This window comes from Bradyrhizobium sp. 26S5 (assembly GCF_036923295.1).
Lineage (GTDB): Bacteria > Pseudomonadota > Alphaproteobacteria > Rhizobiales > Xanthobacteraceae > Bradyrhizobium > Bradyrhizobium septentrionale.
In genome coordinates this window covers 1,144,443-1,169,867 of the sequence record NZ_CP145948.1, presented here as the reverse complement: position 1 = coordinate 1,169,867, position 25,425 = coordinate 1,144,443, and the positions used below count along the sequence as shown (strand labels likewise).

The following is a 25,425-nucleotide window of genomic DNA, read 5'->3' as shown; positions in this document are numbered from 1 at the left end:
TCAGCGACCGAACCGCGTGCCGTGCCCTAAGGTGCATTTTGGTTGCTCGGTTCGACCTCCAAGGTTTGGACTGCCTGCCGCATCGGCTCAGGTGAGATACGGACCACGCCGCCAAGGCCTTGCTCCAATTCGAGGAACATTGCGACAGCACCGGCCACCGCAAGCGCGCACAAAGTCAAGGTGATCGCTGAGGTGAAGTTACGCGGCGAAAAAAGTCCGAAACTGGCGAACAGCAACGCAAGCCAAAAGACGAGGAGCGCGACGAACGCTTTCGGCGTTCCCTGCCCAATCTGCTGGGCGAGAAGCCATCGGGTCTCCCCGATCTTGGCCGCAAGGGTCATCGCCTGAGCCAGCCACCATTGATCGCGGGGATTAGCGGGTTTCAAGGCGAGGAGCATGTCCTCCAGCCGCTGCAGCAGTTCGTAGGTTGACGGATTGTTGAGACGCACATCGGCGCGATCGTCCGGAAACAGGTCAACCGTCTTGTGCTCGGCATACTGTAGGAGCATGTTGCGCGCCGGTTCCGCATCGGCCCCGTATCGGCGAAGTATGTGGTCCAGCCGGAGGATTTCCGCCGACAGCGCCGTCACTTGCCCGCCGAGCCGAGTGAACGATGTGTTGGCGTTAGAGATAAGCAGCCCAAGCACCAGCGCCGAAACGGTGGCCACCACCGCGGTCGATACGGATACAAGATTTTTTGTCTCGTCCGTCAGGTGATGTTTTGGCAACCGCTCTCTGACCTCCGCGCCAGCGAACGCCCCGGCGAGGATAGCGGCAAAGGCGATAAGCCCAATAACCACGGTGTTGTTCATCTTGGGTTCCCTCCGCAGTCGAACTGGTTGGGAATGACCGGGGAGGCCTCGATCAAAGGTCGCCGCCGGATCGGTATCGTCGAGCCATTTAACTGAGCGAAAGTTGTTTCACCGTGGCGATCTTTTACCGTCACCCGGATAGGGGTCCGTCAACCGGGTAGCGGCTCGTGAGAGCCGCGATTGGCGGCGTTCACTTAACCTGCGGGATGGACTGCCAGCGCGGGCGTGGGACAACTCGCGTTACGCGGCCCCAGGTTGGCCCCGCCAGCGGTTCATGCTCGCCGCGATGGTTGGATCGTAAGCCGGTAGGCAACCGACTTACTCCCATCAAAAACCTCAAGCGACGTATCGCACACAGAACAGCGGTGCTCTCCTTCGGACCTTCGTCCGCACCACAGTTCCAACCGCCGGAAACCAGCTCCGCAGCGCGGACAGGTCGCGTCCGTCTTCCGCATATGCCTCACCCAAAGCCAAACCAGTAAATGACGGCTGAGCAAAACTTGCGAGCATCAAAATTGAACAAGGCCGCCAACTGAGACGCCCTGTCGTTTTGGCCAAACTCTGGAACTAATTTAGCTCTCCTACACACGGCATGTACGTGAGGAATATGTCCTTTGACCCGAGGCCGCTGCGGTTGATGGTGCTGTCCTAATTAGGACACTCGCGAAGGGAGATTAGGATACTTCATCTGACGAGGCCACGGCCCCAGATTAATGGCCGCTTCGATGATCTCTGCATGCGAGCAGATATTTAGCTTTCTGATCAAGCGAAGGCGTTGGGTTGCAACTTGCGCTTCGGTCCCGCCGATCTGGCGAGCGATGTCAGCATCGGACCGCCCCAGAGCCACCCGCCTGAGGATCTGTTTTTCACGCTCCGTGGGCGGCACTCCCGACGTCTTCATAGCGCGAACATAGAGATCGCAGCGATGACAATCGGCCTCAACCCTAGCGCTAAGAGTGGGAAAAGTATGCCAGTGCTCATGACGTAATCCCGCGTAGGACTTAAAATCTATCATCTGGAAAATTCGGCAATGCTAGCGCAATTTGAATGCCAAGGGCGACCGTTCTCAACTGAGGCGCCCGCTGAGAATGGCCCCAGCCACTTGGGGGCCTATGGTGATGGTGACGTGGTTCTCTTGGTCGCAAGATCAACGGCGGACCTACTTCATCTTTTCGTCTTTGACGACTGCCGCCAAGTTCTCAAGTTGATGCGCCAATGCTGTCCAACTGCGTGAAATGCACAAAAGCACCGTGGATCGGCGTGCCGAAATGTGCGGCTCGCTTCCTCGAATTTTGTATTCGGCTGCGCGTGCTTTGCATTCGTCGATGGAAGTCATCGCAACACTCCCGATTGGCTCGAGAGCAAGCGCGCCCTGTAGGCCGGTCGTTAGCGAATAACCTAATCATGCCACTAAGGTCAGGTTCCTAACATTACAATTAGCGCCTGATGCCCTCCCGCCTGTCCCGTCGCGGTGACACGCTCGACACTGGCGTGGTCGATCAACGCCAGTGACGTTGACGCGCTCGACGCTGTCGCAGCTTGCCCCGGTGTCCGTCGTTCGATCCGTGCGAGGCCTGCCGATTTATGGTTCGCTCGCCTTCATGGTCCGCTCGACTTCATCAGCCAGCGCCCGGTGATGCGCGGCCAGCTTGGCGAACAGCTCTTTCTTGGTCGCGTTGGTCGCGAGCTTACTGATTAGTTCGCACTCCTCAGCCTCGACCCGAAGCTTTTCCAAGTGCGCCTGCATGTCCTCCATAGGAACAATCCAAAAATCCCGTTGGCAAGGCGGGATCATCCCATGCGGGAATATGCCGGGTATACTGGTCTTATTGCGGAGAAGAACAGATTGCGTCCGATGGAAAATTATAGGGTCGTGACTGTCGAGGTGATGACACGCTGGGCGTACCTTCGCGCGGCAACCTTACCGGTCGCCGGGTCCTTCCGGGCATGTCACCCTCTGCGGGAAGCGCGATGGAATCCGACGATGAAAATGAAGGAAGGGTAGAAAGCTGCCCGCAGGATCATGGAGCACGCTCGAGCATTCGAACCGATCCAGGACGGCCGGATCTACATCGAGAAGATCAACTATCCCTTCATCGATAAGGACGGCGCATCGCCGGCCGAATACACCGCCGGCCTCAATTACGCCATCGAGCACTACTGGCTGGAGAAGCACGAAAGCGGGACCTACGTGAGGGTCCTGCACGCGGGGAGCGACCTGCTCGCGTGATATGCCCCAACTGAGGCGGCCTTCGTCTTCTGTCAAATTTGATCGTTAAGCTACCCCAGCAACCATAGGGGGCCTGTGCATTGAGGGAGGCTGGCTGCTGGGGCCTTCTACCGGCCCGTTGGTGCATGCGGGCCAATGCCGATTTACTGCCCATACATTGCGATGCCGATGACAACGAGTGGGCTCAGCCCCAACAATACGATGCAGACGCTTCCAAGGAGACTGTCACTGCCCATGACGCAACCTCCACGCCGCAGTTGAAATCTAATCTGCCAAAACGAAATCGTGATCGATTAAAAAGACGGCCTCAGAGCGGTACACGCCGGGGCCGGAAGGTATCCCGTGTCTAAACCTAAACGCTCTAGCTGACACCAGCCTTACAGCCGAAGGTTTGGCGAAGCCGAAAGTCCTCTCATCCGAGATTAGCCACGCCATGCTGGCGATCAGGGCGACAAACGACACCGCCGCTGTGCCTCTCTGATAAATAGTGTGCGTGTCCCTGAGGCGGCCTACCGCGAAGCGCCGACTGGCAGACGTCCTCAAGTACGCACAATTCGGCAATATATTTAGCAGCCATTCGTCAGGCCGGCGTCAGCTCTCCAGCTTAAAGAAATTGGTGCGCCATGCCGACCAAGCGCCACCCGAATTAAGGGGGCGCGGCATGAATCGTGCTGATGATTAGCTGCTGGGAATTTCAATGTCCCGGTTCGGGAACAAACGGTCATCAGGTGTGTATTTTTGAGACCGGTAACCGCTCATTTTGGGAGGTATCGTTGCATTACACAGCGCTCCAACAAAACAGGTTCCTCGTTCGGAGAGGAAGCGGTGACGACTGGATGGTTTATGATCGGGAACTCAAGGGGCCAGCGCAGCCAAAGAAAAATGGCCCATTCGCCGAGAAGCTAACCAAGGACCAGGCCCAAGAACTGATGCAGATGCTGACTGACGACCTGACCGGCGCCATGAAGGCGGTATAGTCATATTGGATACCGGTCCGCAGCAAAATCTGAAACGGACCGCGAACAGATGACAGCTGTGTTACCTACTAAGGTCTATGAACAGAGTTGGGCACAGCGAACGAGGCGCGGCAAAAAAGCGGCGCCCCGGTGGGTTAAAACTTAGCCGGCTCAAATTCGACATTGGCTACTGGGCCTTAAGCGCGAGCCACCCCGGCAGCCGTCGCGGAACGATCGGCGAACAGCTCACATGCCGGCGCACTTGAACGCCTATCACGCTGAGCAGGACGATATTCGAGGCGATCGAATAGCGGTCGGTACGCGTGATGGTTCTTTTAATCTTGACGCTCCTCAGGACCGCTCTGCCCTTTTGGCACCACATCCCTATCCCTCTCGGTTGTGCGCGGGCGTGGCTTAGACTTCGGCATACCGGCCTGACCGCCGTGCTTTCCGCCCTGATCTTGGACGCCCTCCGCGTCATTTTCTTTAGGCATCACGCTCTCCTCGGTAGGTGCTTTTTCGCCAGCGCATCGCCTTGAAACGCAGGCTAAGATCGAGGGTTCCTTTCCGCGCGGCGCGCCGCACGGAACGATTGCTAATTTGCCAGTTTGACCTTCCTTTGCTGTGGAGTTGCGTTGTGGCGTTTCAGCGCAGAAAGCCTGAGGCGATCGGGACCAAGGCGCTTTTCCCCGGCTTCATTGCGCCGGCCCTGGCGTCGCCAATCGAGAAGGTGCCGGGCGGCACGCGATGGCACCATGAGATCAAGTTCGATGGCTATCGCGTTCAGGTCCATCTCGCTAACGAGGAGGTGAAGATCTACACCCGCCGGGGCAACGACTGGACCAAGCGCTTCAAGAAGATCGCCGACGACGCTTGGCATATCTCGGCGGCCTCTTCGATCGTCGATGGCGAGGTCGTAGTACCAGCGGCAAACGGCACTACCGACTTCTCAGTGCTGCAAAACGAGCTACGGGGCAAATCAACCAAGATCGTCCTGGTCGCCTTCGATCTGCTCTACCTCAACGGCCGCGACCTGCGGAAGCTGCCGCTGAAGGAACGCAAGGCAGTGCTCAAGAAGCTGGTTGCCGGGACTGCCATCCAGTTCAGCGAGAGCTTCGAAGTCGACGGCGCCGAGATGTTCGCTCATGCCTGCAAGCTGGGCTATGAGGGCGTTGTTTCGAAGGTCGCCGACAGCATTTACCCGACGGGTACGCGCAGCCGGGACTGGGTCAAGAAGACCTGCGCCCAGCGCGAGACGCTGACCATCGCGGGCTTCGCGTTGGATGGCGACAAATGGGACGGCATTTATGTCGGCCGCCGCCAGGGCGATGATCTGATCTATGCCGGTAAAGTTGACCATGGCTTCGACAAGGCGTCGGCCGCCGACCTACGCAAGCGTCTGACGCCGCTAATCCGGAAAACACAGCCCTACACCAAGCGCATTGCGCATAAGGCCATCTGGGTCGAGCCAGAGGTCCTGGCGGAGATCGAGTACCGCGCCAAATCGGCCGGAGGTAAGGTGCGGCATCCTTTCTTCAGAGGGGTGCGAGAGGACCTATGAGCGCTGAATCATATCCGGAGGATCGGAGAGACACGGCGAGCCCAACTCAGGGGGTGAGCTGGGGCTGCCGGGGCTAGGAGGCTGTAGCGGCACAGCCTCTACTCACAACGTTACGGCTTTCCCGAATTTCTTCACAAAGTTTCGGAGTTGCTGCGGCGCGCTAATACCTTTGCCCCCGTCGCGCCTGAAAAAAGGCAGTCGACGGCGCAGGCATAACCTATTTGAAGCATGGTCTTTCGGCACAATCTGTATGACGCAAACGGGCTATGCCCGGACCGACACTTCTCTGGAATTCTGTTACGCTGATCCGAGCCTGTTCTCCTCCATTCGCTGCCAGGCCTGCAGCAGCGCCGAGATCGCCGACTCGCGCCTGCCAATCTTGATCGTGTCGATTTTGACTCATCTGCCGCATGCCCGCTTGAGACTGCGTTGACCTTACGCGGGCCGCGCATCGCTCAGTTGGAGGTCAGACTGGCCTCGGGACCATTCGCGGTCCGCTGGCGGAACCCTGCGCCTGCGAGGCCGCGTGGAGCAGGGATACGCTTGGAGGCGAGTATTTGACGCCCGAGGTGCCAAGTCGGCTCTACGCGGCCTCCTAGCCCATTATGAATGCCTCGGTGCCAGTGGATGTCGTTGCGTGCAATCTGGAAGGCAGGCGTCCAAGGAACCGCGAACGGCAGGCACGGTTCGATGAAGCCGGAGGGATGACGCCGCTGCTGGACCATGGCCGGAGGAATCACGGCTAGCCTCGATGTCCCTCGGCAGCCGCACCAATGACCTCACCCGCGGCATCACCGTCGAACCTGTTTGGGCCCAAACCGAAATTGGGCCAGAGAGGGCTGAGGTAATGTCGAGAGCGGTCGTCGGCAGGCGTCGCAATGGTTTCAAACGCCCGGCAAATCAGGAGGCGAAGCCGGTACCGCCGCTTTGACCTCCGCCAAAGCCGCTTGCAAGGCGGCTTCCTTAGTGTGGTCGAGAGAAGTCTTTAGCACCGTACCACCTTCGCCTTTGAGCCTCTCAAGAACCTTGTCTGCCGTGACTTTGCGCACCAGTACGAAGAGCGCCGCGGTTCCGGGTTGAACGGCGGCAGCAGTCTCTTTCATCCATTTGTCATTGATGCCGACATCCGTTAAATATCCGCTGAGTGTGCCGGACGCGGCGCCAAGGGCAGCACCAGCAAGCGGCATCAAAAAGATCAGGCCAATCAGCGTGCCCCAAAAGGCGCCAGTAGCCGCACCAGCAGCCGTGGTATTGATCAGTTGATTTAGTTTGATGTTTCCTTTGCTGTCTTTCACCGCGATCACGGCATCGCCGAGTTCGATCAAATACTCCTTCTGCATGGCCAGCAATTTTTGACGAACTTCCTCCGCCTTCGCCTCGGTTGGAAATGCAATTACGACAAGGTCACTCATCTGTTCTGCTCCTCTACTCGAACGAGAAAATCTTCTTCCAGTCGTTCTTCATGCCGATCACTGTCCAGTTTTTCTTCTTTGCCTCATCATAGAGCGCCTGCGTAAGGGTCCCAACCTTGGTGTCCGGCAGGCCTCCCTTCGGACCCTGAAATCCGAGCATGCGCTCGTTCCACGCCTCGCAGGCGAGCCGGTCGGCTTCCTTGCGTGCCCACTCAACACGCGCAAGGACGAATTGAAAAAAGCCAAGGCGCGGCAGGCGCTCGACCCAACGCGCGATGTTGATCATCCGCAGAGATAGCGCTGCGCGAACACCTGCAGTGGGTCGGCCTTGACGAGCCACTGCGCGGCATATTCCGAAGGAATCAAAATGCAGTGTCCAATGCGGACCTCGCGTGGACCTTGGCCGGTTCGCTTTAGCGCGGCATACAGCTCTGGCTCGATGTCGAACATTTGGCAAAACTGTGTCACCGTCAAAGCCGAGGAGATGTCAGGCCGTGGTTCCTGCGCTTTCATCAGCGACATCCTTAACTTGATACGGTGCGTACCAGCTTCCAGCCCTTCAAGCAGGCAACCCGTGTTTACAACTGTCACTGCAACAGTGATGGAGCACGTAGATGAACTGGAGGTTTGATCTAGATCAAAAGCAAGCTCCCGCGCGCGAGGTTTCGACAGACCCGTCGGGTGTTGCTGTCTTCGCCTTGTTGATTGCGACACCAGCGCCAGCGGTGACCCCGCCGATGGTCTATCAGACGGACGCCATGATCACCCGGATCGCTGCTGTCTGCGGCGCGGGTAGGACACGCGTTAACGGAGTGTGCGTCGAGAGAACGACGGTGCGCCGGACTCGCCGAGCCGTCCGCAGATGTGCGACCGGAATGACCCGTTAACACCGCGCTGGATTTGAGCCAGGCAAAAAGTATTGCTGACGGATCCGCGGAGATGCGCGCCGCCGGGCTTCATACTGCATGTGACGATGTCGACCTGGTCAACCGCGAAGATCCGCCCTTAAGCTGGCAACTTCGGCTCAACCCCATCGTGGGTCAGCCTCCAAAAGAGAGTGCCGGCAGGCCCGGACGCTAAGTCTAGTGCCAGTTCTTCTGCATTGCATTCATGACGGTATCCGACCTGTGCGTCTTGCAGTAGCTGCCTACAACCTTCGCGTTCCGCTTAACGTAGCGGATGTCGAGTTCGCTGAGATTCTTTGTCGCGCTGAAATAGCCGCCCATCCACGAACTTATCAGGGCCTGTCGCTCGGCATCTGAATCAAGGAGCTGCTTGCAGGTGAGCACCGAAAGGTCAATCACGACCTGGGCGTGGGCTGGCGTAATATTCATCAGGATCAACACACAGAAGCTGGAAATGATGGTCCGTTTCATAAGGCCTCCAGTGTCGCTTGTGGTCGCTATTGAGCCGTTGCGCGTTGAAGACCGGCCATCACGGTTTGCGTCGGGTTTAAAGCGCACCACGACTTCACATTCGCGACGTTTCGAGCATAGGCATTCAAGTCAACGAACACGTAACCGGTTTTCTGATTGAACCAACCGCTCATCCACGCAGAAAAGACCGCCGAGTCTTCGGCTGAAAGCGCTAGATAGTCGGCACATGTCACACGGGCCATATCGATCTTAACTTGCGCATGGGCTGCGCATGGCCAGGTCGCGCCCGCGAGGATCAGATAGAGCACGGATTTCCGCATAATCAACTCCGTCACCGATGAGGCGCATTCAGGAAGGAGAATCGGCTGCCAGTATTGATTCAGATCAATCTGCGAAACGCGGCGGCGGGTTTGATCTAGATCAAGCTCTTTCTTTTGTGCCGCGCTGCAGAAGGGTGGCAAGCACCGAAGCACCGAGACGTGCCCCTCTTATCGACGATGGCCTTGAGGCCGCAGGCTCTCAACCGTGCGAGGATCGATCTGAATCAAGCGTCGCCGGGTTTCACTGACCAGATTCCGCGCAAATGGCTGGAGGGCATGCGCCATGGGTACCGTCAGGTGGATGATCACCACCGCTCCGGAAATCTTCCTGCTGCTTTCGATCGCCATCGGCACGGTGCTGGGCCGAGTCAAGATTCGTGGTTTCTCGATCGGAACGACAGCCTGCATACTGGTGGTGGCCGTTCTCATTGGTCAGCTCGGGACCTTTACATTCCCGTCGGTGCTGCGCGTGCTTCTGTTCAGCCTGTTTGTGTTCACGATCGGCTACCGGTCCGGCCCCGAATTCTTCGCCTCCTTGAGCATCCGCACCCTGGCGCAGGTCGGCATGGCGCTCGTGCTCGGCAGCACAGGCCTCATCCTCGTTTTGATATTTGCATTCACGTTCAAGCTCGATCCGGGCACGGCCTCGGGACTTGCCGCGGGTGGGCTGACGCAATCTTCCATCATCGGCACGGCGTCCGGAGCGCTCGCGCAGGTCGGCCTGTCCAGTGATGCTTTGAAGCAGCAGGAAGCAAACATCGCAGCCGGATACGCCGTCACCTATGTCCTCGGCTATATTCTCACGCTCCTGTACGTGCCGTTTGTCGCACCGAAACTGATGCGGATCGATTTGAAGGCGGAGGCGGCGAAGCTGGAGGCGGAGCTTTCCGGCGGCAACCCGCCGCAGAGTGAAAATCTCCACTATCGCAAATTCCAGGCGCGCGCGTACCGGGTATTGGCCGCCGCGGGACGCACGGTCAAGGACGTCGAAGAGGAAATCGGCAGCCGCACTGTCGTCGAGCGAATCGTGCGGCAGGGAGCCGATATCGAGCCGCGCCTCGACACCATTCTCGAACCCGGCGACGACATCGTCGTCGCCGGGCGAACCGCTGCCCTCGTCGCGGCAAAGCCGGTCATCGGCAACGAAATCGATGCCGACGAAATCCTGAAGGCAATCCCGGGCAACGTGATCGACGTCCTCGTCGACAGCCGCCATCTCCATGGCCGATCGATCAAGGAGATCGCTGAACGCGTCGGCAACGACGCCCGCGGCGTCTATCTCCGCACGCTGACCAGGATGGGCCGCGAGGTCCCGTTGGGCCCGGACACCCGCGTCTATGTCGGGGACGTCATGACGCTCGTCGGCAGCACTCACAACATCGAGCGCGCCGCCACGAAGGTCGGGCAGATCCTGCGCTCCGGCGACCGCGCCGACATCGCCTTTCTCGCAACCGGCATCGCCGCGGGCCTCCTCGCGGGTCTCGTCAGCTTCAGGGTCGGCGGCATCCCGCTGACCTTGGGCGGCGGCGGCGGCGCGCTGATCGCTGGCCTCGTCTGCGGCTGGCTGCGGTCGCGCCGGCCGACCATCGGAGCGTTACCACGCGCGGCACAGCAGACACTGAGCGATCTCGGGCTCGGTGGCTTCATCGCAGCAATCGGCCTCGGCAACGGAGCCGCGGCCTGGGCTGCGATACAGGCGCATGGGGCCTTGCTGGTGGGCATGGGCCTGGTCGTCACGCTGGTGCCGCTGATCGTCGCGACGCTGTTTGCGCGCTATGTGTTGCACATGAATCCGGTCATCACCTGTGGGGCGCTGGCTGGCGCCATGACCGTCGACGCTGCGGTGACCGGAGCCTGCGAAGTCGCCGAGAGTCAGACCCCAGTACTCGGCGTCGCAGTGCCCTACGCCATCGGCAATGTCGTCCTGACCGTGCTCGGCCCGATCATCGTGGCGCTCACTTATACCGGCTGACGGCGGCGACGATGCGTAGGCAGTTGGCCGCAATCTTCCGACCGCTCTTGAGGGCTTTGGGCTCCTTGCCGCCTTCGGCTTGCCGTCCATCGCCGAGGACAATGTCCGTACCTAGGAGGAGATCTGGGCGCTGCCGCTGCCACTTTCGATGTTCGCCCCGTCGGCTACGGCCCCTTCCCGCTCGCGGTCATGAACCATGGCGTCTCGCTCAAGCCGGTCGATCGCGGCTTCTTTCCGCTGCTGGAATTCCGCGACGCCGCGAAGTGGTTCGCCAACGCGGCTACTTCGTGGTGGCGCCGGTCGGCAGCGGATATGGTTCAGCCGCCATCGACATTCCCGAGCACGGTCTCTACGGGCCGTTCTTCTCCATGGTCGGAAACTGTACCAATCCGCTTTCCCGACGCCGGGCGTTCGGTGGCGCAGGTCGATCTCTGGATCATCGACTACATGGTAGCCGAGAAACGCGTTCTCCCGAAGGACGACGTCGTCGTCGGACAGTCCGCCGCGGCTGGGCTTCCATCGCGCTGTCGAGTGTGAACCCGCCGCAGGTCAGGGCGATCATCACCTTTGCAGCAGGTCGCGGTGGTCGCGTCGACCATGGCGTAGGCAAGCGCCAAGACCAGGACCTCGACCGTGTGTGCGACCACCAAATGACGGCTGTCGTGACCATCACAGCCATCAGGTGCGATCGAGGCAGTGCCGTGTGCTACAATCCGGCGGTGCGGGCGATGCCGATTGCCACGACAGTCACGAGCGCGTGAATCACGATGTTGATCACGCTGATGACGGTGCCAAGCAGGAACTGGACTGCCATCGCGTGCTCCCATCGCGGACTCGGCCATGCTCTTGGTTTGGTGGGTCAGCGATTGTTATCCAGCGAAGGGGCTGAAGAGACGCCTTGATGCAGATCAAGAGAGCGCGGCGGCCCATAGCCAACATCTCCCCGCCGCGGAGCGCGTTCGGTACGGATCCAGGCAACCGTCAGTTCCCAAGCCACCGACAGAATGATCGGTCCGATGAAGAGGCCAATGATGCCGTGGACGAGGGTTCCCCCGATCACCCCGATCAGGATGACGAGTGCGGGCGTGGTAAGGCCTCGCCCCATGACGAGCGGCTTTAGGATGTTGTCGAGCACTGATACGATCACGAGAAACACCGTCAGCAGAAGTGCGATCGGGAATTCCTTGTCGGTCCAGATCCAGATAATGACCGGCAGGATGACGATCGTTCCGCCGATCTGCACGATCGACAGCAATAGCACCACGAACGCCAGCAGTCCCGCGCTGGCGATACCGGCCAGCTTGAACCCAATGCCGGCGAGCAAGGATTGGAGGATCGCGACGCCGATCACACCCTGGGCGACCGCACGGATGGTGGTACCCGCGAGGTCCAGAAAGTGCTCGCTCTGGTCCGGCACGATCCGTGACAGAAAGTCACGACCCGCGGCCACGAGCTGCGGGCCATATGGAAACAGGACGCCAGCCACGACCACGGACAGCAGGAACTTCACGGTCCCCACACCGGCATTGCCGGCAAATCCAAGCAAGGTCGTCGCGAGGGGCTTGAGATAGGGCACCACTTCGCGCAGAAGCGAACGCAGATTGGTCGAGGCCTGATCCCAGAGATCGAAGAGCCGAGGCCCGACGAGTGGCCAATCCTTGATCGATTGAGGTGGCGAAGGAACCAACATCTCGCCCGCCGTCATTTGACCGGCAAGATCCCTGATCCCGTCGACTGCGCCCATGCCGAGCCACGTCGCGGGCCCGATGACAACGGCAAGACTGATAAGGGTTAGGATCGCTGCCGCAAGTTTGGGCCGGCCGCCGAGGATTTTGGCGAGGCGCTGAAACACCGGATTAAGCGCAACGGCGAGCACGACACTCCAGGCCAGGATTGGCACGAACGGACGGATCAGGAGCAGTGTCCAGGCGATCAGGACCGCGAGCAAACCCAGCCGGATCACAAGCTGGATGATCTCGTCTCCGGAGATGATCTGACGCAGTGTTCTCACGGACGCGCCTTCAGCCTTGGCCACGCAAGTTGCGGGTGAGAGAGCCTAGTCCCCCCTCTCGCGCGGAGGGCTTGATCCAGATCAAGCGAACACGACCGACCGGGAGGCCCATAGGCGGGATCGGGCAAGTGCGCCGCCCTGCTGACTGACGACCGATCCACTCGCCTTCTTGCAGCCACCGGCATGGCCTTCGGATGGATCGGCTCGACGGTGGCTTTCGGCGCGGAGCCGCCGCTCTGGGTCAACTAACAAGAGGAAGCCTGATCCTAAACGACGCGCCACCGTGATCCCTATTTCTCGCTGATATCAGCCCCTTGTGTGCCACGATGATAGTGCGCGCGATGGATAGTCCCATCCCCATGCCTTCGGCCTTGCTGGTGTAGAACGGCGCGAAGACCCTTTCTAGTTTGTCTTCGGGAATGCCTGGACCATGATCTGACACGGATAGCTGAGCGAAGCTTTCGACCCGCGAAGTTCGGATGCTGATGATGCGATTTTCGCTCGGCATGTCCTTCATCGCGTCGATCCCGTTCACGACAAGGTTCAGAATGACTTGTTGAAGCTGGATGCGGTCGCCGAGCACCGGAAGCGCACCCGGCGTTATCACGCCGATCAACTCGGCCTTTCGCGCGACAGCCAACGCCGAGAGAAATTCGATGGTTTCCCGCGCGACGTCATTGAGGTCGAGACGTTTCAGTTCGAAGGGTGCCCTTTTCAGAAGGCTGCGCATACTCCGGATGACCTCGTTAGCGCGCCGGTCATCGTTCAAAATATCGTCCACAATCTCGTTCAGTTCGGAAATGTCAGGGCTGGGAGATTGCAGGATTACCTTTGCGGTCTCGGCATTGGTCAGAATGGACCCGAGCGGCTGGTTGATTTCATGAGCGATTGAGGCGGTCAGTTCACCAGCAGTCGAGAAGCGATTGACATGAGCAAGTTCAGCCATGCGCTGCCGCGCCTGCACTTCGGCAAGTTGACGCCGACGATGCTCACGCAGCAGGACCGAGATAAACCCGATCTGTATCAGAAGAACCGCGACGATGGATGCGATCTGCCACCTATACCGCTCCCAAACCGTTGGCTGTCGGAAGTAGACGGTGCTGCCAATAGGCAGGTTACTGTCGCTGATCCCAAACCGCTGCATTTGCCGCCAGTCAAATTTTGGCGACGCGTATTCAATGGCCGGAGTTTTGATATTGCCTGCTTTTTCTCCCTCAAGGATGCGAATGGCAACGGCTGCGGCTATCCGCCCTCCCTCAAGCGGAGAGAACATCGGTCCGCCAACGACATTCTCTCCGAAAAAAGAACCATCGAAAGAAAAAATCGGCGCGCTGGCTGAGGCAGCGAGCTTATTCAGAGCATTGCCCGTTTCGTGTGTTATCCCTGCCGCATCGACATTCATTAGAACAAAGAAGATTGCGGTATGAGGCGGAAGATGTTCTGCTTTCTTAAGAAGCTCGTCGAATGGAAGTTCATCGTACCATTTTAGCTCGACCCGGCCCGCGAGTGGCGCGAGTTCTCGACGCATTTCTTCCGTCCAAAATCGCTCTATTTGGGAAGTGCCGTTTACAATTGCGATGGTCTTTGTGTCGGGCAAGACGCGCATGATATTCTCGAAGAGAAACGGAACATCATTCGTGGCCGACACTACAGCGTCATTATCCGTCAGTTTTTCATATTGAACTAAGCGCTGGTCTACGGCTGTAATGATCATCGGCACCATTGGAAAAATAAGCTGACGATGGCGCTGGATGAAACTGGCTGCCGGTGCGCCGAGGGCCACGATAAGGTCGGGCGGATGGTCCGTGTAGAGGGTGCTAAGGTACTCAACGACGGCACCTTCCAATTTTTCCTGAGATTGGCCGGCATTCACAAGTGAATGTTCCAGAAATTCCACCGAACTCTGCGAGTGCAGGTCTATTTCTGTGCGAATGGCCTGAGCGTAGTCGCTCCAAGGTTTGGAACGAGGACCGAATGAATGCAGCATCAGAACTCGTTTGGGCCCTGGATCAGCCGCCTGACTTTGACCCAGCGTCGCCAGCAAAAATGCGACCGCCAGCGCAGCGGCGAAGGTCCACGTGCAAGATCGCCATGATAAGGCAACTAGCCAAAACTGCATTGCTGTCTTACCGCGACGATGGCCCGCGCCTGATCGAGCGACCAGAACCGCTACGGACTGTCGCCCTGCCATACGACATCCTTCCTCAATATCCGTCGCCCCAACGATACTGCCATGCGATAGCAACTGCCGTCAGTTCGCTTCCTGTGCGGGTCGTGATGCCGGTACTGGCAGAGAGCTTGAGTGAGTTCTGTCGATTGATCGGCAAGGCGACCGTCAAGCCAGCTCGCGTTATCGCCTGCTCGTTATCACTTTTGACGCCGTTGAGGGCCGTGCGGCCGCCCGCGAAATAGAGCCCGTCCAGCGCCATCCATACGCCGGACTGAAACGTGTAGATGACATGTCCCTGCACGGCATAGATCGGAGCCTGCGAGAACGTATTGCCGCCGAAGAAGTCGGTGTTGTTGCTGAAGAAAGTTACGCTTGGGGCTAGCTCGACGGTCCATGGACCCCATGCCTTTGAAATCCCGAACTCGGGCCGGAATGACCAGCGATTTCCGCCTAGGTTGAGCAGCTTCGTGTTGTCATACTGCCCGACCGGCGCGGAGACCTGCATGCTTACTCCGACGATTAGATCCTGCCGATAGCTGGCGAATTCCTTCGCCGAGAGCGCGGGTGCCCCAAACAAGTTGACCGAGAAGCGAAATCGCGGATCGCCCAAGCCCAACGTCTCCCGCTCGCGCGGCTCACCGTTCACGAGGCCATGCGCGGCGAAGGACGATGTCGGCACGATCACATCAAGCTTGGCAGACTGGCCCGCAAGCTCGAAGGACCGAACATAGGCCAGCACCCCGGTGTCGGAGCGGAATGTAGTGTCGGCAATCGCCGTGTTGGGATCGAACGCGAGCTTGCCTTGCGAGTAAGCGTAACCCGCGATCAGAAAATTCAACCCGATAGGCGTATTAGAGTAGGATCGCGGCTCTGCCTCCTGTGCCTTCGCATTGGAGACCACGGACAAAGCGGCGATCATTCCGTATGCCAAGCAGAGAGAGAGCCGGCTTGCGACACGCGCTTCAGGCGCATCGGAGCTTGCGTCGACCACAACGGGCGCATCACTGACCGTCAATTGCACCCCAACGCCATGCCGGTTCATCGAAGCATCCTACCAAGCGACCTTGTCGGTTCAAGGGATCGAACGGTCCATTGGCAACCTTCGTCATCGTTTTATGCTTCAGGCACGAGGAGCTACGCAAAGGCCCAGCGATCTATCTCGCCGAAATCGGTATCCGGGGTAGCGCGGTCCCCGCATAAGTTGCGCCTCGACAGGACCCTTAAGGAACGATGACGAACATCCGGCATCGCAGCGCCCTCGCCCGTTCTCGGTAGGACTACAGAGAGGCCCTATTCACTGTTCTAGGCATATAAGTTTCGACAGGTCGCAATGCGTTTCATGACCCAAATCAACGAGCGGACCGGCCACAGCTTCAAACGTTCACAGCATGAAATGGGATCGGATAACGATGGCTGGCTGCGTCTCAATCGCACTTTCCGTGCTGATCCTGATTGTCATCTTCACGATGTAGCCGAGCGCCTTCCGGCGCTCTCCGTGGGTGAACGGAGTTCCGGTGATATAACTTTTATGGCTTGGCACAAACTGCACTGGCGTTACCGAGTTTTCCCGGCTTACGTCTTCAACCTAAAAGAGAGGACGGTTGCGTTATGCCGGACGACCTACTCTACAAGGTGCTCGCTGTAGTTTTCGGGCTTTGCCCTGTCGCACTGGCAGCCGCCGTTATGTTTATTTCAGGGTAATTCCCCGCAACCCGACCCGACCGGCCACCCGGGCCGGTAGATGGCCCCAGTACCGGCCCCGTGGCCCCAAAAAAGGTGTTGCCGGAGCGCTCGACCAGAGGCCGCCTCAGTTGGCGGCTTCTTTCATTTATTGACGCGATCCCATGTCGCCTCTTGGCCTTTTTCGGAAGTGCCGCGCGGGCTATCGAAAGTCCGGTGTCGGGGTGAAGCGGACGCTACTGTTGCGTGTTCCGACTTCCGTGTTTGACCCATCAGAGACATCAGCCGCTCGGGCGTCTTGCGGTCGGTCAGGACTGGGTCCGCTATATCGCGCGATAACGGGAACGTGACCGATGCCCCGGCTGAACGTCTAGCCGCGTTGATCTGCGTCAATACGTAAGCGCTGTTTTCAGGCCACAGCTTTGAGGTCGTGACGGCAATAGGCCCACGGCAGCAGGTGATCGATCTCGTTATTCGGATGACCGTTGACGATCCTGGTGAGCGCGTCGGTCAAGTAGGCAAGCGGATCGACATCGTTCAGCTTACAGGTTTCGACCAGGGAGGCGATGATAGCCCAGTGCTCGGCACCACCGTCGGAGCCTGCGAACAGCGCATTTTTCCGGTTGAGCGTGATCGGACGGATCGAGCGCTCTACGGCGTTGTTGTCGAGCTCGATACGGCCATCATCGATAAAGCGCGTCAGGCCCTCCCAGCGTGAGAGCGCATAGCGGATGGCGTCGGCCAGCTTGCCCTTTTGGCTGATCAACGCGAGCTTTGCGCGGAGCCACTGCTCGAAGGCTTCCGCCAGCGGTCGGCTTTTCTGTTGCCGAACGAGACAGCGCTCCTCGGCGCTACGGCCACGGATGTCCTTCTCGATGGCATAGAACTCGGCGATATGCTTGAGCGCCTCGCCCGCAATGGGCGCGGGACCGGGGGCGGCGAGTTCGTAGAAGTTACGCCGCATGTGGGACCAGCAGAATGCAAGCTGAACGTCGCCACGCTCGGCCAGCTTGCCATAGCCAGCATAGCCATCGACCTGCAGGATCCCCTTGAAGCCTACCAGATGGGCGATTGGTCGGTCGGCTTTGCGATCGGGAGCATAGACATAGGCGACGCCCGGCGGATCGGCGCCGCCCCATGGCTGGTCGTCCGCTGCATAGGCCCAGAGCTGACCGGTCTTGGTGCGCCCTCGGCCGGGATCGAGCACCGGCATCGTCGTCTCGTCGGCGAACAGCTTTGGCCGTCGCCTGAGCTTGCCGAGGAGGCGCTCATGCAACGGACGCAGGTGGAAGGCTGCTTGTCCCACCCAGTCCGCCAGCGTCGAACGATCGAGCTCAATGCCCTGGCGGGCGTAAATCTGAGCCTGCCGATAGAGCGGCAGGTGATCGGCATATTTGGACACCAGAACCTGGGCGATGGTTGCTTCGGTCGGCAGTCCGCCCTCGATCAACCGGGCCGGGGCCGGCGCCTGCATGACACCGTCCTCGCAAGCGCGGCAGGCGTATTTGGGACGCCGGGTAACGAGGATCCGGAACTGCGCCGGGACCAGGTCCAGCCGCTCGCTTCTATCCTCGCCGATCCGATGTAACTCGCCCTGGCAGCAGGGACAGGTCTTGTCCTCGATGTCGACGACGACTTCGATCCGCGGCAGGTGCGCCGGCAAGGCGCCACGGTTGACGCGGCGCCTACCGGCTTGCACCTCACGGCCTTCAGGTGCGCTGACGTCCTGCGCCGTCTCGCCGTACGCTGCCACCTGCTCGACGTCTTCTAGGCCCAGCAGCATCTGATCTTCAGGCAGCGTCTCTGCCCGCCGGCCAAACCGATGCCGCTGCAATTCCTTGATGATCTGACGCAGCCGTTCGCTCTCGCACCGCTCCGCAAGCAGCATCGCTTTCAGCGTCTCGGGATCGTCAGGCAGGGCGTCGCTCACACCCAATTCAGAGCATATTCGCCGCCAACTGGCGACGCGTCCGACGCTCCTGATTCACTTCGCCGCAGCACCGCCAACAACTATCCCGCTTGTGTTGGCGCCGGCGTCGCCCGTGCTTCATGCACAAGCCGCCAGTCGAGCCCCTCCAGCAGCGCCGACAATTGCGCCGCCGACAGACGCATCACACCGTCCTCGATCTTCGGCCAGCGGCAGATTCCATCCTCCAGCCTCTTGGCGAACAGACACAAACCCGTTCCGTCCCAGAACACCAGCTTGATCCGATCCGCCCGCTTGGCCCTGAACACATAGACAGCTCCCGAGAATGGGTCAGCCCCCATGCTCTCGCGCACCAGGGTAGCAAGCCCCTCCATTCCCTTGCGGAAGTCTACCGGTTTAGTCGCCACCATCACCCGGACCGCACCCGACGGACCGATCACTGGCTCGCCTTCAGCGCCTGGACGATCGACGCAATCATTGTTGGGTCGGCACCACGACCGGCCCGGATCGTGATGCCGTCAACTTCGATCTCGATGATCCCGGAAAGGACGAGGTCAGTATCTCGCTGCGCCGTAACCGCCGAAGCGGTAGTTGATGCGCAAGGTGACCATATCGACGTCTTGGCTGATCCGATTGAGCGCACCGGCAACAATCGGATTGGCGACAGAGAACGAATTGTTCGCGTCCCCCATGAACAGGTGGTCGTATTCAATACCGGCAGACCAATTTGGTGCAAAGCCGTACTCCCAGCCCACACCCACGGTCCCACCCCAGCGGGTCGCGCTTGCGGAGGCCAGTTCGGCGCCGGTAAGCGTGCTAAGGATGCTGAAACGATTGCTTGTGACCGCCGCGCCGCCCTTCACGTACAACAGTGAGGCGTTCCAGGCGTAGCCGATCTGGCCGGTGAAAAGCCCGATGCCGTCCGTTGTCGTGCGGGTCGAGAACGCCGGAGCGATAATACTGACACGCTGGCTGCTGAGATCAGCCCAATCCCCCTGGGCTTCCAGGCCGAACACCCACTGATTGGCCTGCCAACGGTAGCCTATCTGCCCGCCGACGAGGCCTCCTGACCGCTCGCGGCAGCCGTCACCGATGACCGTACCGGCCACCCCCACGAAATCCCAGCAATTCCGGCTCTGTCCCCAGCCGCCGTTGGCGCCTATGTAGAAGCCGCTCCAGTTGTAGATCACCGGCAGCGGAGCCGGAGGCGGGGCCTTGACGGCCATGTCGGCGGCCGATGCAGGTGCGGCGGCCATGGCAATTGCCGCGAAACTGACAGCGGCGGCTAAGAACTTTCTCATCCCAGTGTCCCCTCTCTCTCAACTGCACGCTCGCGTGCAAACCACTTGCACTACCAGCCTAGAGCGTAGTGTGTGTCGGGCAAGACCTCCGTAACAAAATGGCAACACTCATATACAAAGGTTTATGCACGACACCCTGCACTATTGCTGGTCGTTGCCGTGAGGCCTTTCGCCACTCGCGTCTTCATCGGCGAGCCAGGCGAAGATCTGGGAAGCTGGGACAAGCTGCTTCGGTGAGTGCGGATTGATCGTGCCCGCAAATGCAGCGAGACCTTCGTCGAGCTGGGCGCGTCCTAGGCAGACGTGTTGCCTCGCCTGAAGCTGCAACCACGGATTTTCTCGCGCCAGATTTCTTCAATGGATGCGGTCGCGCGGTCCCGGCGGTTCATGACGCGCCCCGAGGGACCCGGTAAGCGAATAGGGAGGCCCGTGGTGCGCGTCAGAGCACTGCGCGTTTGCATCAGGCCCGCTGCATTTAACCCCTCCTGCCTTTTCCTACGCGCTGCTGGCTTGATCGTTGACGACCGGCGGTCTCTGGTGAAAGGGCGGATGAGCCAGCCCGCTTGGTTCTTTCATTGGTCTGCCAGCGCCTTGTACGCCAGTTCGCACTTAGGGCATACAAGCGTGTGCAAATCGGGACCAGCAAAACTGCGCTCGACATAGACCAGCATCATGCGAATGTCGCACTTGGGGCAGCGAGATCGCTCGATCATGCGAGGGGAATGACATTCCGGCATGTGATGCACTCCCCATGGGTCAGGCGGGAGCGCAACACTCTCAGTCACCGATAACAGCCGAAGGCAGGGCGGTGATGATGATATCCCACACCCGCAATACGCCCAGAAGCCGACGAAAAAGTGCGATCTCGGACACACTTGCCGCGCCCATGGCTTTTTTTTGCAGTGTCACGCGGGCTGATCTCTCCGGGCGGCAAGCCATCGACATACACAGCGAAATAAAATCGCCATCGCTCACATCGAGAAGCCTATTCACTGTTCTGGGCACATAAATTTCAATAGGTCGCAATTCGTTCTTGATCCAAATCAACGAGCGGAACGGCAACGGCTCCAGCGTTCACAGCATGAAATGGGACGCAATAACGATAGCCGGTTGCGCCACAATCGCACTTTCCGTGCTGGTCCTAATTTGATGTAGTCGGGCGCTCCCCTGCAAGAGAGGAAAAGTGAGCAATTTTGCTCAGACGAGAGCCGGGCCGTGTGCTGATTTAGCAAGCACCAGAGGCTTGCTCTATGCCAGAGATTTTCTTTTACATCGGCATTGTCGTGCTCGGAATTTGCACGGTCGCCCTTACTGCATTTGCCTTGTTCATGTGACCATCCGGGCCGCCGCTCCAAGCGGGCTGGTGGATAGCCCCAGCAACGAGCGATTGTCACGCGCCGCCCTCTTCGCTACCAGCGTCGAGGCCATTAGAAGGCCACACAGCGTCCCAGCTCCTTTGATCTAGGTCAACGTCAGCGATCCTTTGGCGCTTACGCTATGTTCAGCCGCACCTGAGGCGGCTCCCGTGCATCTGTTCCGCAGGCACGAAAAAGGGAGGTCCGCGATGCATTCGAGGAAGCGTCTTTCGATCAAGTCAGCGACTGTTGCCGGGATTGCTGCTAGCGCCCTGTTGGGGCTTGCAGGCGTCACCCTCAATCCAGCGCCAGCCAAGGCGGTCGTGTACTGCCAGTACACTGAATATCCGGCTGGTTGCGTTGCCCGCGCAGGCGTCGTGCTGAGGCCTCGTCCGGTGGCACGCGCTGCGGTTCGTCATAACGCCGGTGGCAACATGAATGGTGGCGTCAATCGCGTTGGGGCGCGGCGGTAAGAGCTTGTTCGCGGTCACGAGCGAAAGAGAAGCCGTCACCGCTTCATCCCGGTGATGGCTTTTTATCGTCCCGGCGCGGAGAACAGGCGACCGATACTGGGTGGCGGTATCGCGGTATGAAGCACACGTGGTATGTCACTTTTGAAGTTCCGACAGATGGCACGCTGTCAAGGCGGCGACATCCGCGCTTAACTAAGACGTTCGCAACAGAGGTAGAAGCTAAGGATTTTGCGCGAACCAAATTCAACGACGGTTTGATCGTCACTGCCGGAACCATCATTCCGCACCTGCCGAGAGTGTCAATCCCATCGGTGGAAATTCCAGCGTGGCTTCAACCGCGCGGCCAAGTTGATCAAGATCAATAACGACCTCAGGCGTCGCGGCCTGATCTCATGGCAGGCGCGATTTGTGCCTGACTATCTCCATCAGGAAGACAGCTAGGCGAAGCCCTATGAGGAAGAATCAAGGCGCTTCGCCGTCCACAGGACGGCGACCTCGAGAACGGCCTGCACATGCGGCGGTGCCGGCGCGCACTGCCCGGGATGCAACAAGCCTGCAGATGGCGCGGCGCCGCGACTGCCACACAGGTTTGAGGCAGATAGATATTCGGCGGTGATCTAGCCCTTCGTTACGATCGGAGCAGGAGCTTTTCCAACCGGGTACTTTCCGACCGGGTACTTGCCAACCGGATATTTCCCGATTGGCATCTTGCCAACCGGAGCCGTTGCAGTAACCGGCTGCGGACGAGGGAGGTCGGCAGCGCTGGCAGCAGCCATGAAACCGAAAGTCGCAACTCCAACAACCAGAAACTTCAACATCGTGATCTCCGAGATGGGTACCTAAGCACGAACACCTTTACCCTCTAACGGCTACACGGCAATTAACGCTGTATCAAAGCTGGTGCTCGTGCGGTCGTTTCTTTGCCGGATGTGACAAAAACGACACGGAGCGATTACTTTGCGTGGTGTTGGATATGGACGGGCGAGATCGACCTCGTACAATCGAAATTCCGGGCGTCGCCTGAGACCGCCGTTCAAAAGCAAGCTACTTGCAAAAAGAACCGTCAGGACGGCGCATACCGGTGCCGCGCTGCAACGTGCTTTCAATTTCAGGACCCCTTGTCCACTTCCAGTCGCATCAAATCGGACTTGTAAGTCGTGACAATCGAGAACGATTTTGAAAGCGCGCAACCGGGCAGTTTTGAAGCTTACCTCGACGGCCCTGATTTTCCGGAAGTACCGCCAGAGGAAGAAAGCTAGGGCGTGCGTAGTTTTTGGCGTCCTGCAGCGTGACAAGCTGGCGGCCCCCGGGACAATGGTATCGGATCGTCGAACCGTCGTTTCCAACCGCGATCAACCGTCACGCTACGGCCTGATTTGTAATGATGATGTAGGGGGGCCCGGATTTGACGCATGATAAAACGAGTTTTGATTGGGGCGCTGGTCTTTGCCGCACCGGCCTGCCTGGTCTCAGCGCAAGATGCCAAAATTTCGGTCGATATGATCGGAATAGGGCGTATGAGTTGCGTCCACTGGCGGTCTACGCAAGCGCGTCGATTAGAGGGGACCACCTGGATCTACGGTTTCTGGACGGGACTCAATTACGTTGCTGCAGCAAGCGATCAAACACAGGCGAAGATTGACGAGGCGGCGATAGCGGCCCAAGTCGAAAAGACATGCGCTCAACAAACGTCGCAGCCGTTAGCCAGCGCTGCATGGACCACTTATCTTGAGTCTAAGAGGTAGCTGTGCGGCGGCAGCGCAGGGGTGTCGGCTACGTCAAATAATCGGTAGTTAGCCGTCCACTTATCGTTGAACTAGAGGCGTGGTTACGCGAGCAGCGCGCCAAGCACTCCAGGAACAACGATACGACCAAGGCGATCAATTACTGCCTTAGCCGCTGGAATGCATTCACCCGCTTCCTTCACGACGGGCGCGCGAGTTGGAAGACAAGGTTCGAAAAGATTAACTGGCATGATCAGCCTGGCGGGCGGCCACGGCGCGGCAACCGAGGGCCGGCTATTTTGTCGGCCGCCGCACGAAGAGCGCCGGCAAGTTTCCTTCCGTGCGAGCTTGTCCTGGCGGCAGGGATCGCGCCTTGGCAAGGGCCTCAATGGCTTAGGCATCGAGCCCAGATGGCGAGTGCCACTCGACCGTATCTTTCATCGCTCAACCGGCCTTGCGGCGAGGCTTGGATTTCGCCTTCTTGGCCTTCGCTGGTTTCGCCGCCGGCGCCGACTTATTGGATGATCCCGTTGATGCTCTGCTTTAGGGCCTGTTTGGATTCCGGATTCTCATCCTGGCTTGGTTGTGATTCAAGCTTGGGATGGACCGATTCGTTTTGACTGATGCCCAATGGGCGAAGATGGAGCCGCTTTGTCTTGGCAAGCCGGGTGATCCCGGCCGGAGCGGCAATAACAACCGGCTGTTTGTCGAAGCCGTGCTGTGGATTGCGCGCACGGGCAGTCCGTGGCGCGATCTGCCGCGCGCCTTCGGCAACTGGATAACCGTGTACACGCGCTTCCGCGACTGGGCCAAGGCGGGCGTCTGGAAGCGCATGTTTGATGCGGTCTCGGACGAGCCGGACATGGAGTACGTCATGGTTGATGCCACCATCGTCAAAGTCCACCGCCACGGACAGGGCGCAAAAGGGGGACGCAAAACCAGGCGATCGGCCGCTCGAAAGGCGGAATGACCACCAAAATCCTGGCACTGACCGACGCGCTCGGCAATCTCCTGCGTTTCGTGCTGCTGCCAGGACAGCGCTTCGACACGGTCGGCGTCCCGCCGTTGATCGAAGGGCCGACCTTCGATGCGATGATCGCCGACAAGGCGTTCGACAGCAACGCCATCATTGCCGACCTCGACGCACGCGGCGCCAAGGTCGTCATCTCCCAGCACCCGCGGCGCGCAAAACCTCTCGCCATCGACGCGGAAATCTACAAATGGCGACATCTGATCGAAAATTTCTTCTGCAAGCTCAAGGAATTCAAGCGGATCGCCATGCGAGCCGACAAAACAGATATCAGCTTCGAAGCCATGATCAATCTCACCGCCGCTGTGATAAATTCAAGATGAATCCAAACAGGCCCTAGTGCATCCATGAGGTTGAACACATTGCTCGGGGCGGCCTTGCGAGCCGTCGCTATCGGCTGCCCCTTTTGCTTCTTGTCGAGCAGCTCCTGCAAGGCATGCTCGTAATGATCTTCGAATTTTGTCGGCTCAAAATGGCCGGACTTCTGCTCGACAATGTGTTTTGCGAGATCCAGCATGTCCTTGGTGATCTTCACGTCCTGGATATCGTCGAAATATTCCGCGGCGTCTCGAACCTCGTACGGATAGCGGAGCAGCATGCCCATCAGCCCTTTGTCGCGGGCCTCTAACGCGATGACGTGTTCGCGGTTGGTCAGCACCACGCGGGCGAGGGCGACCTTGTCGAGCGAGCGAATGGTTTCGCGGATAACGGCATAAGCGTCGTGGCCGACCTTGCCGTCCGGGACGATGAGTAGGGCCGAACGAGATACAGATCGTCGATCTCGCTTCTTGGCACAAACTCGTCGATCTCGATGGTGCGGGTGGATTCGAGCGCGATGTTCTCAAGCTCGTCCTTCGTCACCTCAAGATATTGGTCGGTGTCGACCTTGTAGCCCTTGACGATGTCGTCTGATGCGACCTCTTCGCCGCTGTCGGCGTCAACCTTGAGATACTTGATCCGGTGACCGGTCTTCTTGTTGATCTGGTTGAAGCTGATCTTGTCGGATTCAGAGGTCGCCGGAAACAGTGCGACCGGGCACGTCACGAGGGACAGCCGCAAGGATCCTTCCAATTGGCGCGCGGGGCCATACTCAAACTCCACCTAAACTCAATGAG

Annotated in this window: 23 protein-coding genes and 3 pseudogenes; 8 read left to right on the top strand and 18 right to left on the bottom strand. The window is 59.2% G+C overall.

What is annotated here, in order from left to right:
- Nucleotides 1-26: 26 nt before the first annotated feature.
- The 4 genes from V5279_RS05485 to V5279_RS05475 form a co-directional block, all read right to left on the bottom strand.
- Nucleotides 27-812 (bottom strand): hypothetical protein, encoded by a 786-nt coding sequence (locus V5279_RS05485; RefSeq protein ID WP_338695692.1) that lies wholly within the window; start codon nt 810-812, stop codon nt 27-29.
- A 652-nt stretch (nt 813-1,464) separates the two neighbouring features.
- Nucleotides 1,465-1,713 carry a response regulator transcription factor gene (locus V5279_RS46900; RefSeq protein ID WP_224742065.1) on the bottom strand — a complete coding sequence of 83 codons (249 nt, stop codon included), beginning with the start codon at nt 1,711-1,713 and terminating at the stop codon, nt 1,465-1,467.
- Between the two features lie 258 nt (nt 1,714-1,971).
- Nucleotides 1,972-2,148, bottom strand: coding sequence for a hypothetical protein (locus tag V5279_RS05480; RefSeq protein WP_166302414.1), 177 nt, complete (start codon nt 2,146-2,148; stop codon nt 1,972-1,974).
- A gap of 246 nt (nt 2,149-2,394) precedes the next feature.
- Nucleotides 2,395-2,568: a hypothetical protein gene (locus V5279_RS05475; RefSeq protein WP_338695690.1), complete on the bottom strand. Its 174-nt coding sequence runs from the start codon at nt 2,566-2,568 to the stop codon at nt 2,395-2,397.
- Between the two features lie 267 nt (nt 2,569-2,835).
- Between V5279_RS05475 and V5279_RS05470 the strand changes: the two genes are divergently transcribed.
- The 3 genes from V5279_RS05470 to ligD all read left to right on the top strand — a co-directional run bounded on the left by V5279_RS05470 (nt 2,836) and on the right by ligD (nt 5,559).
- Nucleotides 2,836-3,042, top strand: coding sequence for a hypothetical protein (locus V5279_RS05470; protein WP_338695688.1), 207 nt, complete (start codon nt 2,836-2,838; stop codon nt 3,040-3,042).
- Between the two features lie 773 nt (nt 3,043-3,815).
- Nucleotides 3,816-4,019: a hypothetical protein gene (locus V5279_RS05465; RefSeq protein ID WP_338695686.1), complete on the top strand. Its 204-nt coding sequence runs from the start codon at nt 3,816-3,818 to the stop codon at nt 4,017-4,019.
- A gap of 616 nt (nt 4,020-4,635) precedes the next feature.
- Nucleotides 4,636-5,559 (top strand): non-homologous end-joining DNA ligase, encoded by a 924-nt coding sequence (gene ligD / locus V5279_RS05460; RefSeq protein WP_338695684.1) that lies wholly within the window; start codon nt 4,636-4,638, stop codon nt 5,557-5,559.
- A gap of 884 nt (nt 5,560-6,443) precedes the next feature.
- Here the strand turns inward: ligD and V5279_RS05455 are convergent.
- From V5279_RS05455 to V5279_RS05435, 5 genes are all read right to left on the bottom strand, one after another.
- Nucleotides 6,444-6,971: a DUF1269 domain-containing protein gene (locus V5279_RS05455; protein WP_338695682.1), complete on the bottom strand. Its 528-nt coding sequence runs from the start codon at nt 6,969-6,971 to the stop codon at nt 6,444-6,446.
- Nucleotides 6,972-6,984: 13 nt separating this feature from the next.
- Complete coding sequence (locus V5279_RS05450; protein ID WP_338695680.1) at nt 6,985-7,257, bottom strand: hypothetical protein; 273 nt, start codon at nt 7,255-7,257, stop codon at nt 6,985-6,987.
- A complete protein-coding gene (locus tag V5279_RS05445) occupies nt 7,254-7,484 on the bottom strand; it encodes a hypothetical protein (protein ID WP_338695678.1) in 231 nt (76 codons plus the stop codon). Before V5279_RS05445 ends, V5279_RS05450 begins: the two co-directional genes overlap by 4 nt.
- Nucleotides 7,485-8,053: 569 nt before the next feature.
- Complete coding sequence (locus V5279_RS05440) at nt 8,054-8,347, bottom strand: HdeA/HdeB family chaperone (RefSeq protein ID WP_338695676.1); 294 nt, start codon at nt 8,345-8,347, stop codon at nt 8,054-8,056.
- Nucleotides 8,348-8,373: 26 nt separating this feature from the next.
- The gene (locus V5279_RS05435) at nt 8,374-8,808 is read right to left on the bottom strand and encodes an HdeA/HdeB family chaperone (RefSeq protein WP_338695675.1); all 435 of its coding nucleotides are present in this window, start codon (nt 8,806-8,808) and stop codon (nt 8,374-8,376) included.
- Nucleotides 8,809-8,950: 142 nt separating this feature from the next.
- Here V5279_RS05435 and V5279_RS05430 point away from each other — a divergent pair, with 142 nt between their 5' ends.
- Nucleotides 8,951-10,639, top strand: a complete 1,689-nt coding sequence (locus V5279_RS05430; RefSeq protein WP_338695673.1) for an aspartate:alanine exchanger family transporter — start codon at nt 8,951-8,953, stop codon at nt 10,637-10,639.
- A 189-nt stretch (nt 10,640-10,828) separates the two neighbouring features.
- On the top strand, nt 10,829-11,176 hold the full coding sequence (locus V5279_RS46895) for a hypothetical protein (protein ID WP_414645683.1): 348 nt from the start codon (nt 10,829-10,831) through the stop codon (nt 11,174-11,176).
- 322 nt (nt 11,177-11,498) lie between these two features.
- Here the strand turns inward: V5279_RS46895 and V5279_RS05420 are convergent, their stop codons facing one another.
- The 7 genes from V5279_RS05420 to V5279_RS05390 all read right to left on the bottom strand — a co-directional run bounded on the left by V5279_RS05420 (nt 11,499) and on the right by V5279_RS05390 (nt 20,790).
- A complete protein-coding gene (locus V5279_RS05420) occupies nt 11,499-12,650 on the bottom strand; it encodes an AI-2E family transporter (protein WP_338701873.1) in 1,152 nt (383 codons plus the stop codon).
- Nucleotides 12,651-12,891: 241 nt separating this feature from the next.
- Nucleotides 12,892-14,841, bottom strand: a complete 1,950-nt coding sequence (locus V5279_RS05415; RefSeq protein WP_338695671.1) for a sensor histidine kinase — start codon at nt 14,839-14,841, stop codon at nt 12,892-12,894.
- A 13-nt stretch (nt 14,842-14,854) separates the two neighbouring features.
- Entirely contained in the window at nt 14,855-15,862 is a 1,008-nt protein-coding gene (locus V5279_RS05410) for a transporter (RefSeq protein WP_166212931.1), read from the bottom strand.
- A gap of 1,047 nt (nt 15,863-16,909) precedes the next feature.
- Nucleotides 16,910-18,388: an IS66 family transposase gene (gene tnpC / locus V5279_RS05405; RefSeq protein ID WP_338701870.1), complete on the bottom strand. Its 1,479-nt coding sequence runs from the start codon at nt 18,386-18,388 to the stop codon at nt 16,910-16,912.
- Between the two features lie 122 nt (nt 18,389-18,510).
- A complete protein-coding gene (gene tnpB, locus V5279_RS05400) occupies nt 18,511-18,867 on the bottom strand; it encodes an IS66 family insertion sequence element accessory protein TnpB (RefSeq protein ID WP_338695669.1) in 357 nt (118 codons plus the stop codon).
- A 114-nt stretch (nt 18,868-18,981) separates the two neighbouring features.
- Nucleotides 18,982-19,728: an outer membrane protein gene (locus V5279_RS05395; RefSeq protein WP_166212950.1), complete on the bottom strand. Its 747-nt coding sequence runs from the start codon at nt 19,726-19,728 to the stop codon at nt 18,982-18,984.
- 777 nt (nt 19,729-20,505) lie between these two features.
- Entirely contained in the window at nt 20,506-20,790 is a 285-nt protein-coding gene (locus V5279_RS05390; protein WP_338695665.1) for a hypothetical protein, read from the bottom strand.
- Between the two features lie 502 nt (nt 20,791-21,292).
- Here V5279_RS05390 and V5279_RS05385 point away from each other — a divergent pair.
- A complete protein-coding gene (locus V5279_RS05385) occupies nt 21,293-21,556 on the top strand; it encodes a hypothetical protein (RefSeq protein WP_166212946.1) in 264 nt (87 codons plus the stop codon).
- Between the two features lie 617 nt (nt 21,557-22,173).
- Here the strand turns inward: V5279_RS05385 and V5279_RS05380 are convergent.
- Nucleotides 22,174-22,374 carry a hypothetical protein gene (locus V5279_RS05380; protein ID WP_338695663.1) on the bottom strand — a complete coding sequence of 67 codons (201 nt, stop codon included), beginning with the start codon at nt 22,372-22,374 and terminating at the stop codon, nt 22,174-22,176.
- Between the two features lie 974 nt (nt 22,375-23,348).
- Between V5279_RS05380 and V5279_RS05375 the strand changes: the two are divergent.
- Nucleotides 23,349-23,492: pseudogene (locus V5279_RS05375) on the top strand (IS66 family transposase); the annotation flags it as partial.
- Between the two features lie 389 nt (nt 23,493-23,881).
- Nucleotides 23,882-24,564: pseudogene (locus V5279_RS05370) on the top strand (IS5 family transposase); the annotation flags it as partial.
- Here the strand turns inward: V5279_RS05370 and V5279_RS05365 are convergent.
- Nucleotides 24,495-25,354: pseudogene (locus V5279_RS05365) on the bottom strand (Ku protein). The pseudogenes V5279_RS05370 and V5279_RS05365 overlap by 70 nt on opposite strands.
- Nucleotides 25,355-25,425 lie beyond the last annotated feature (71 nt).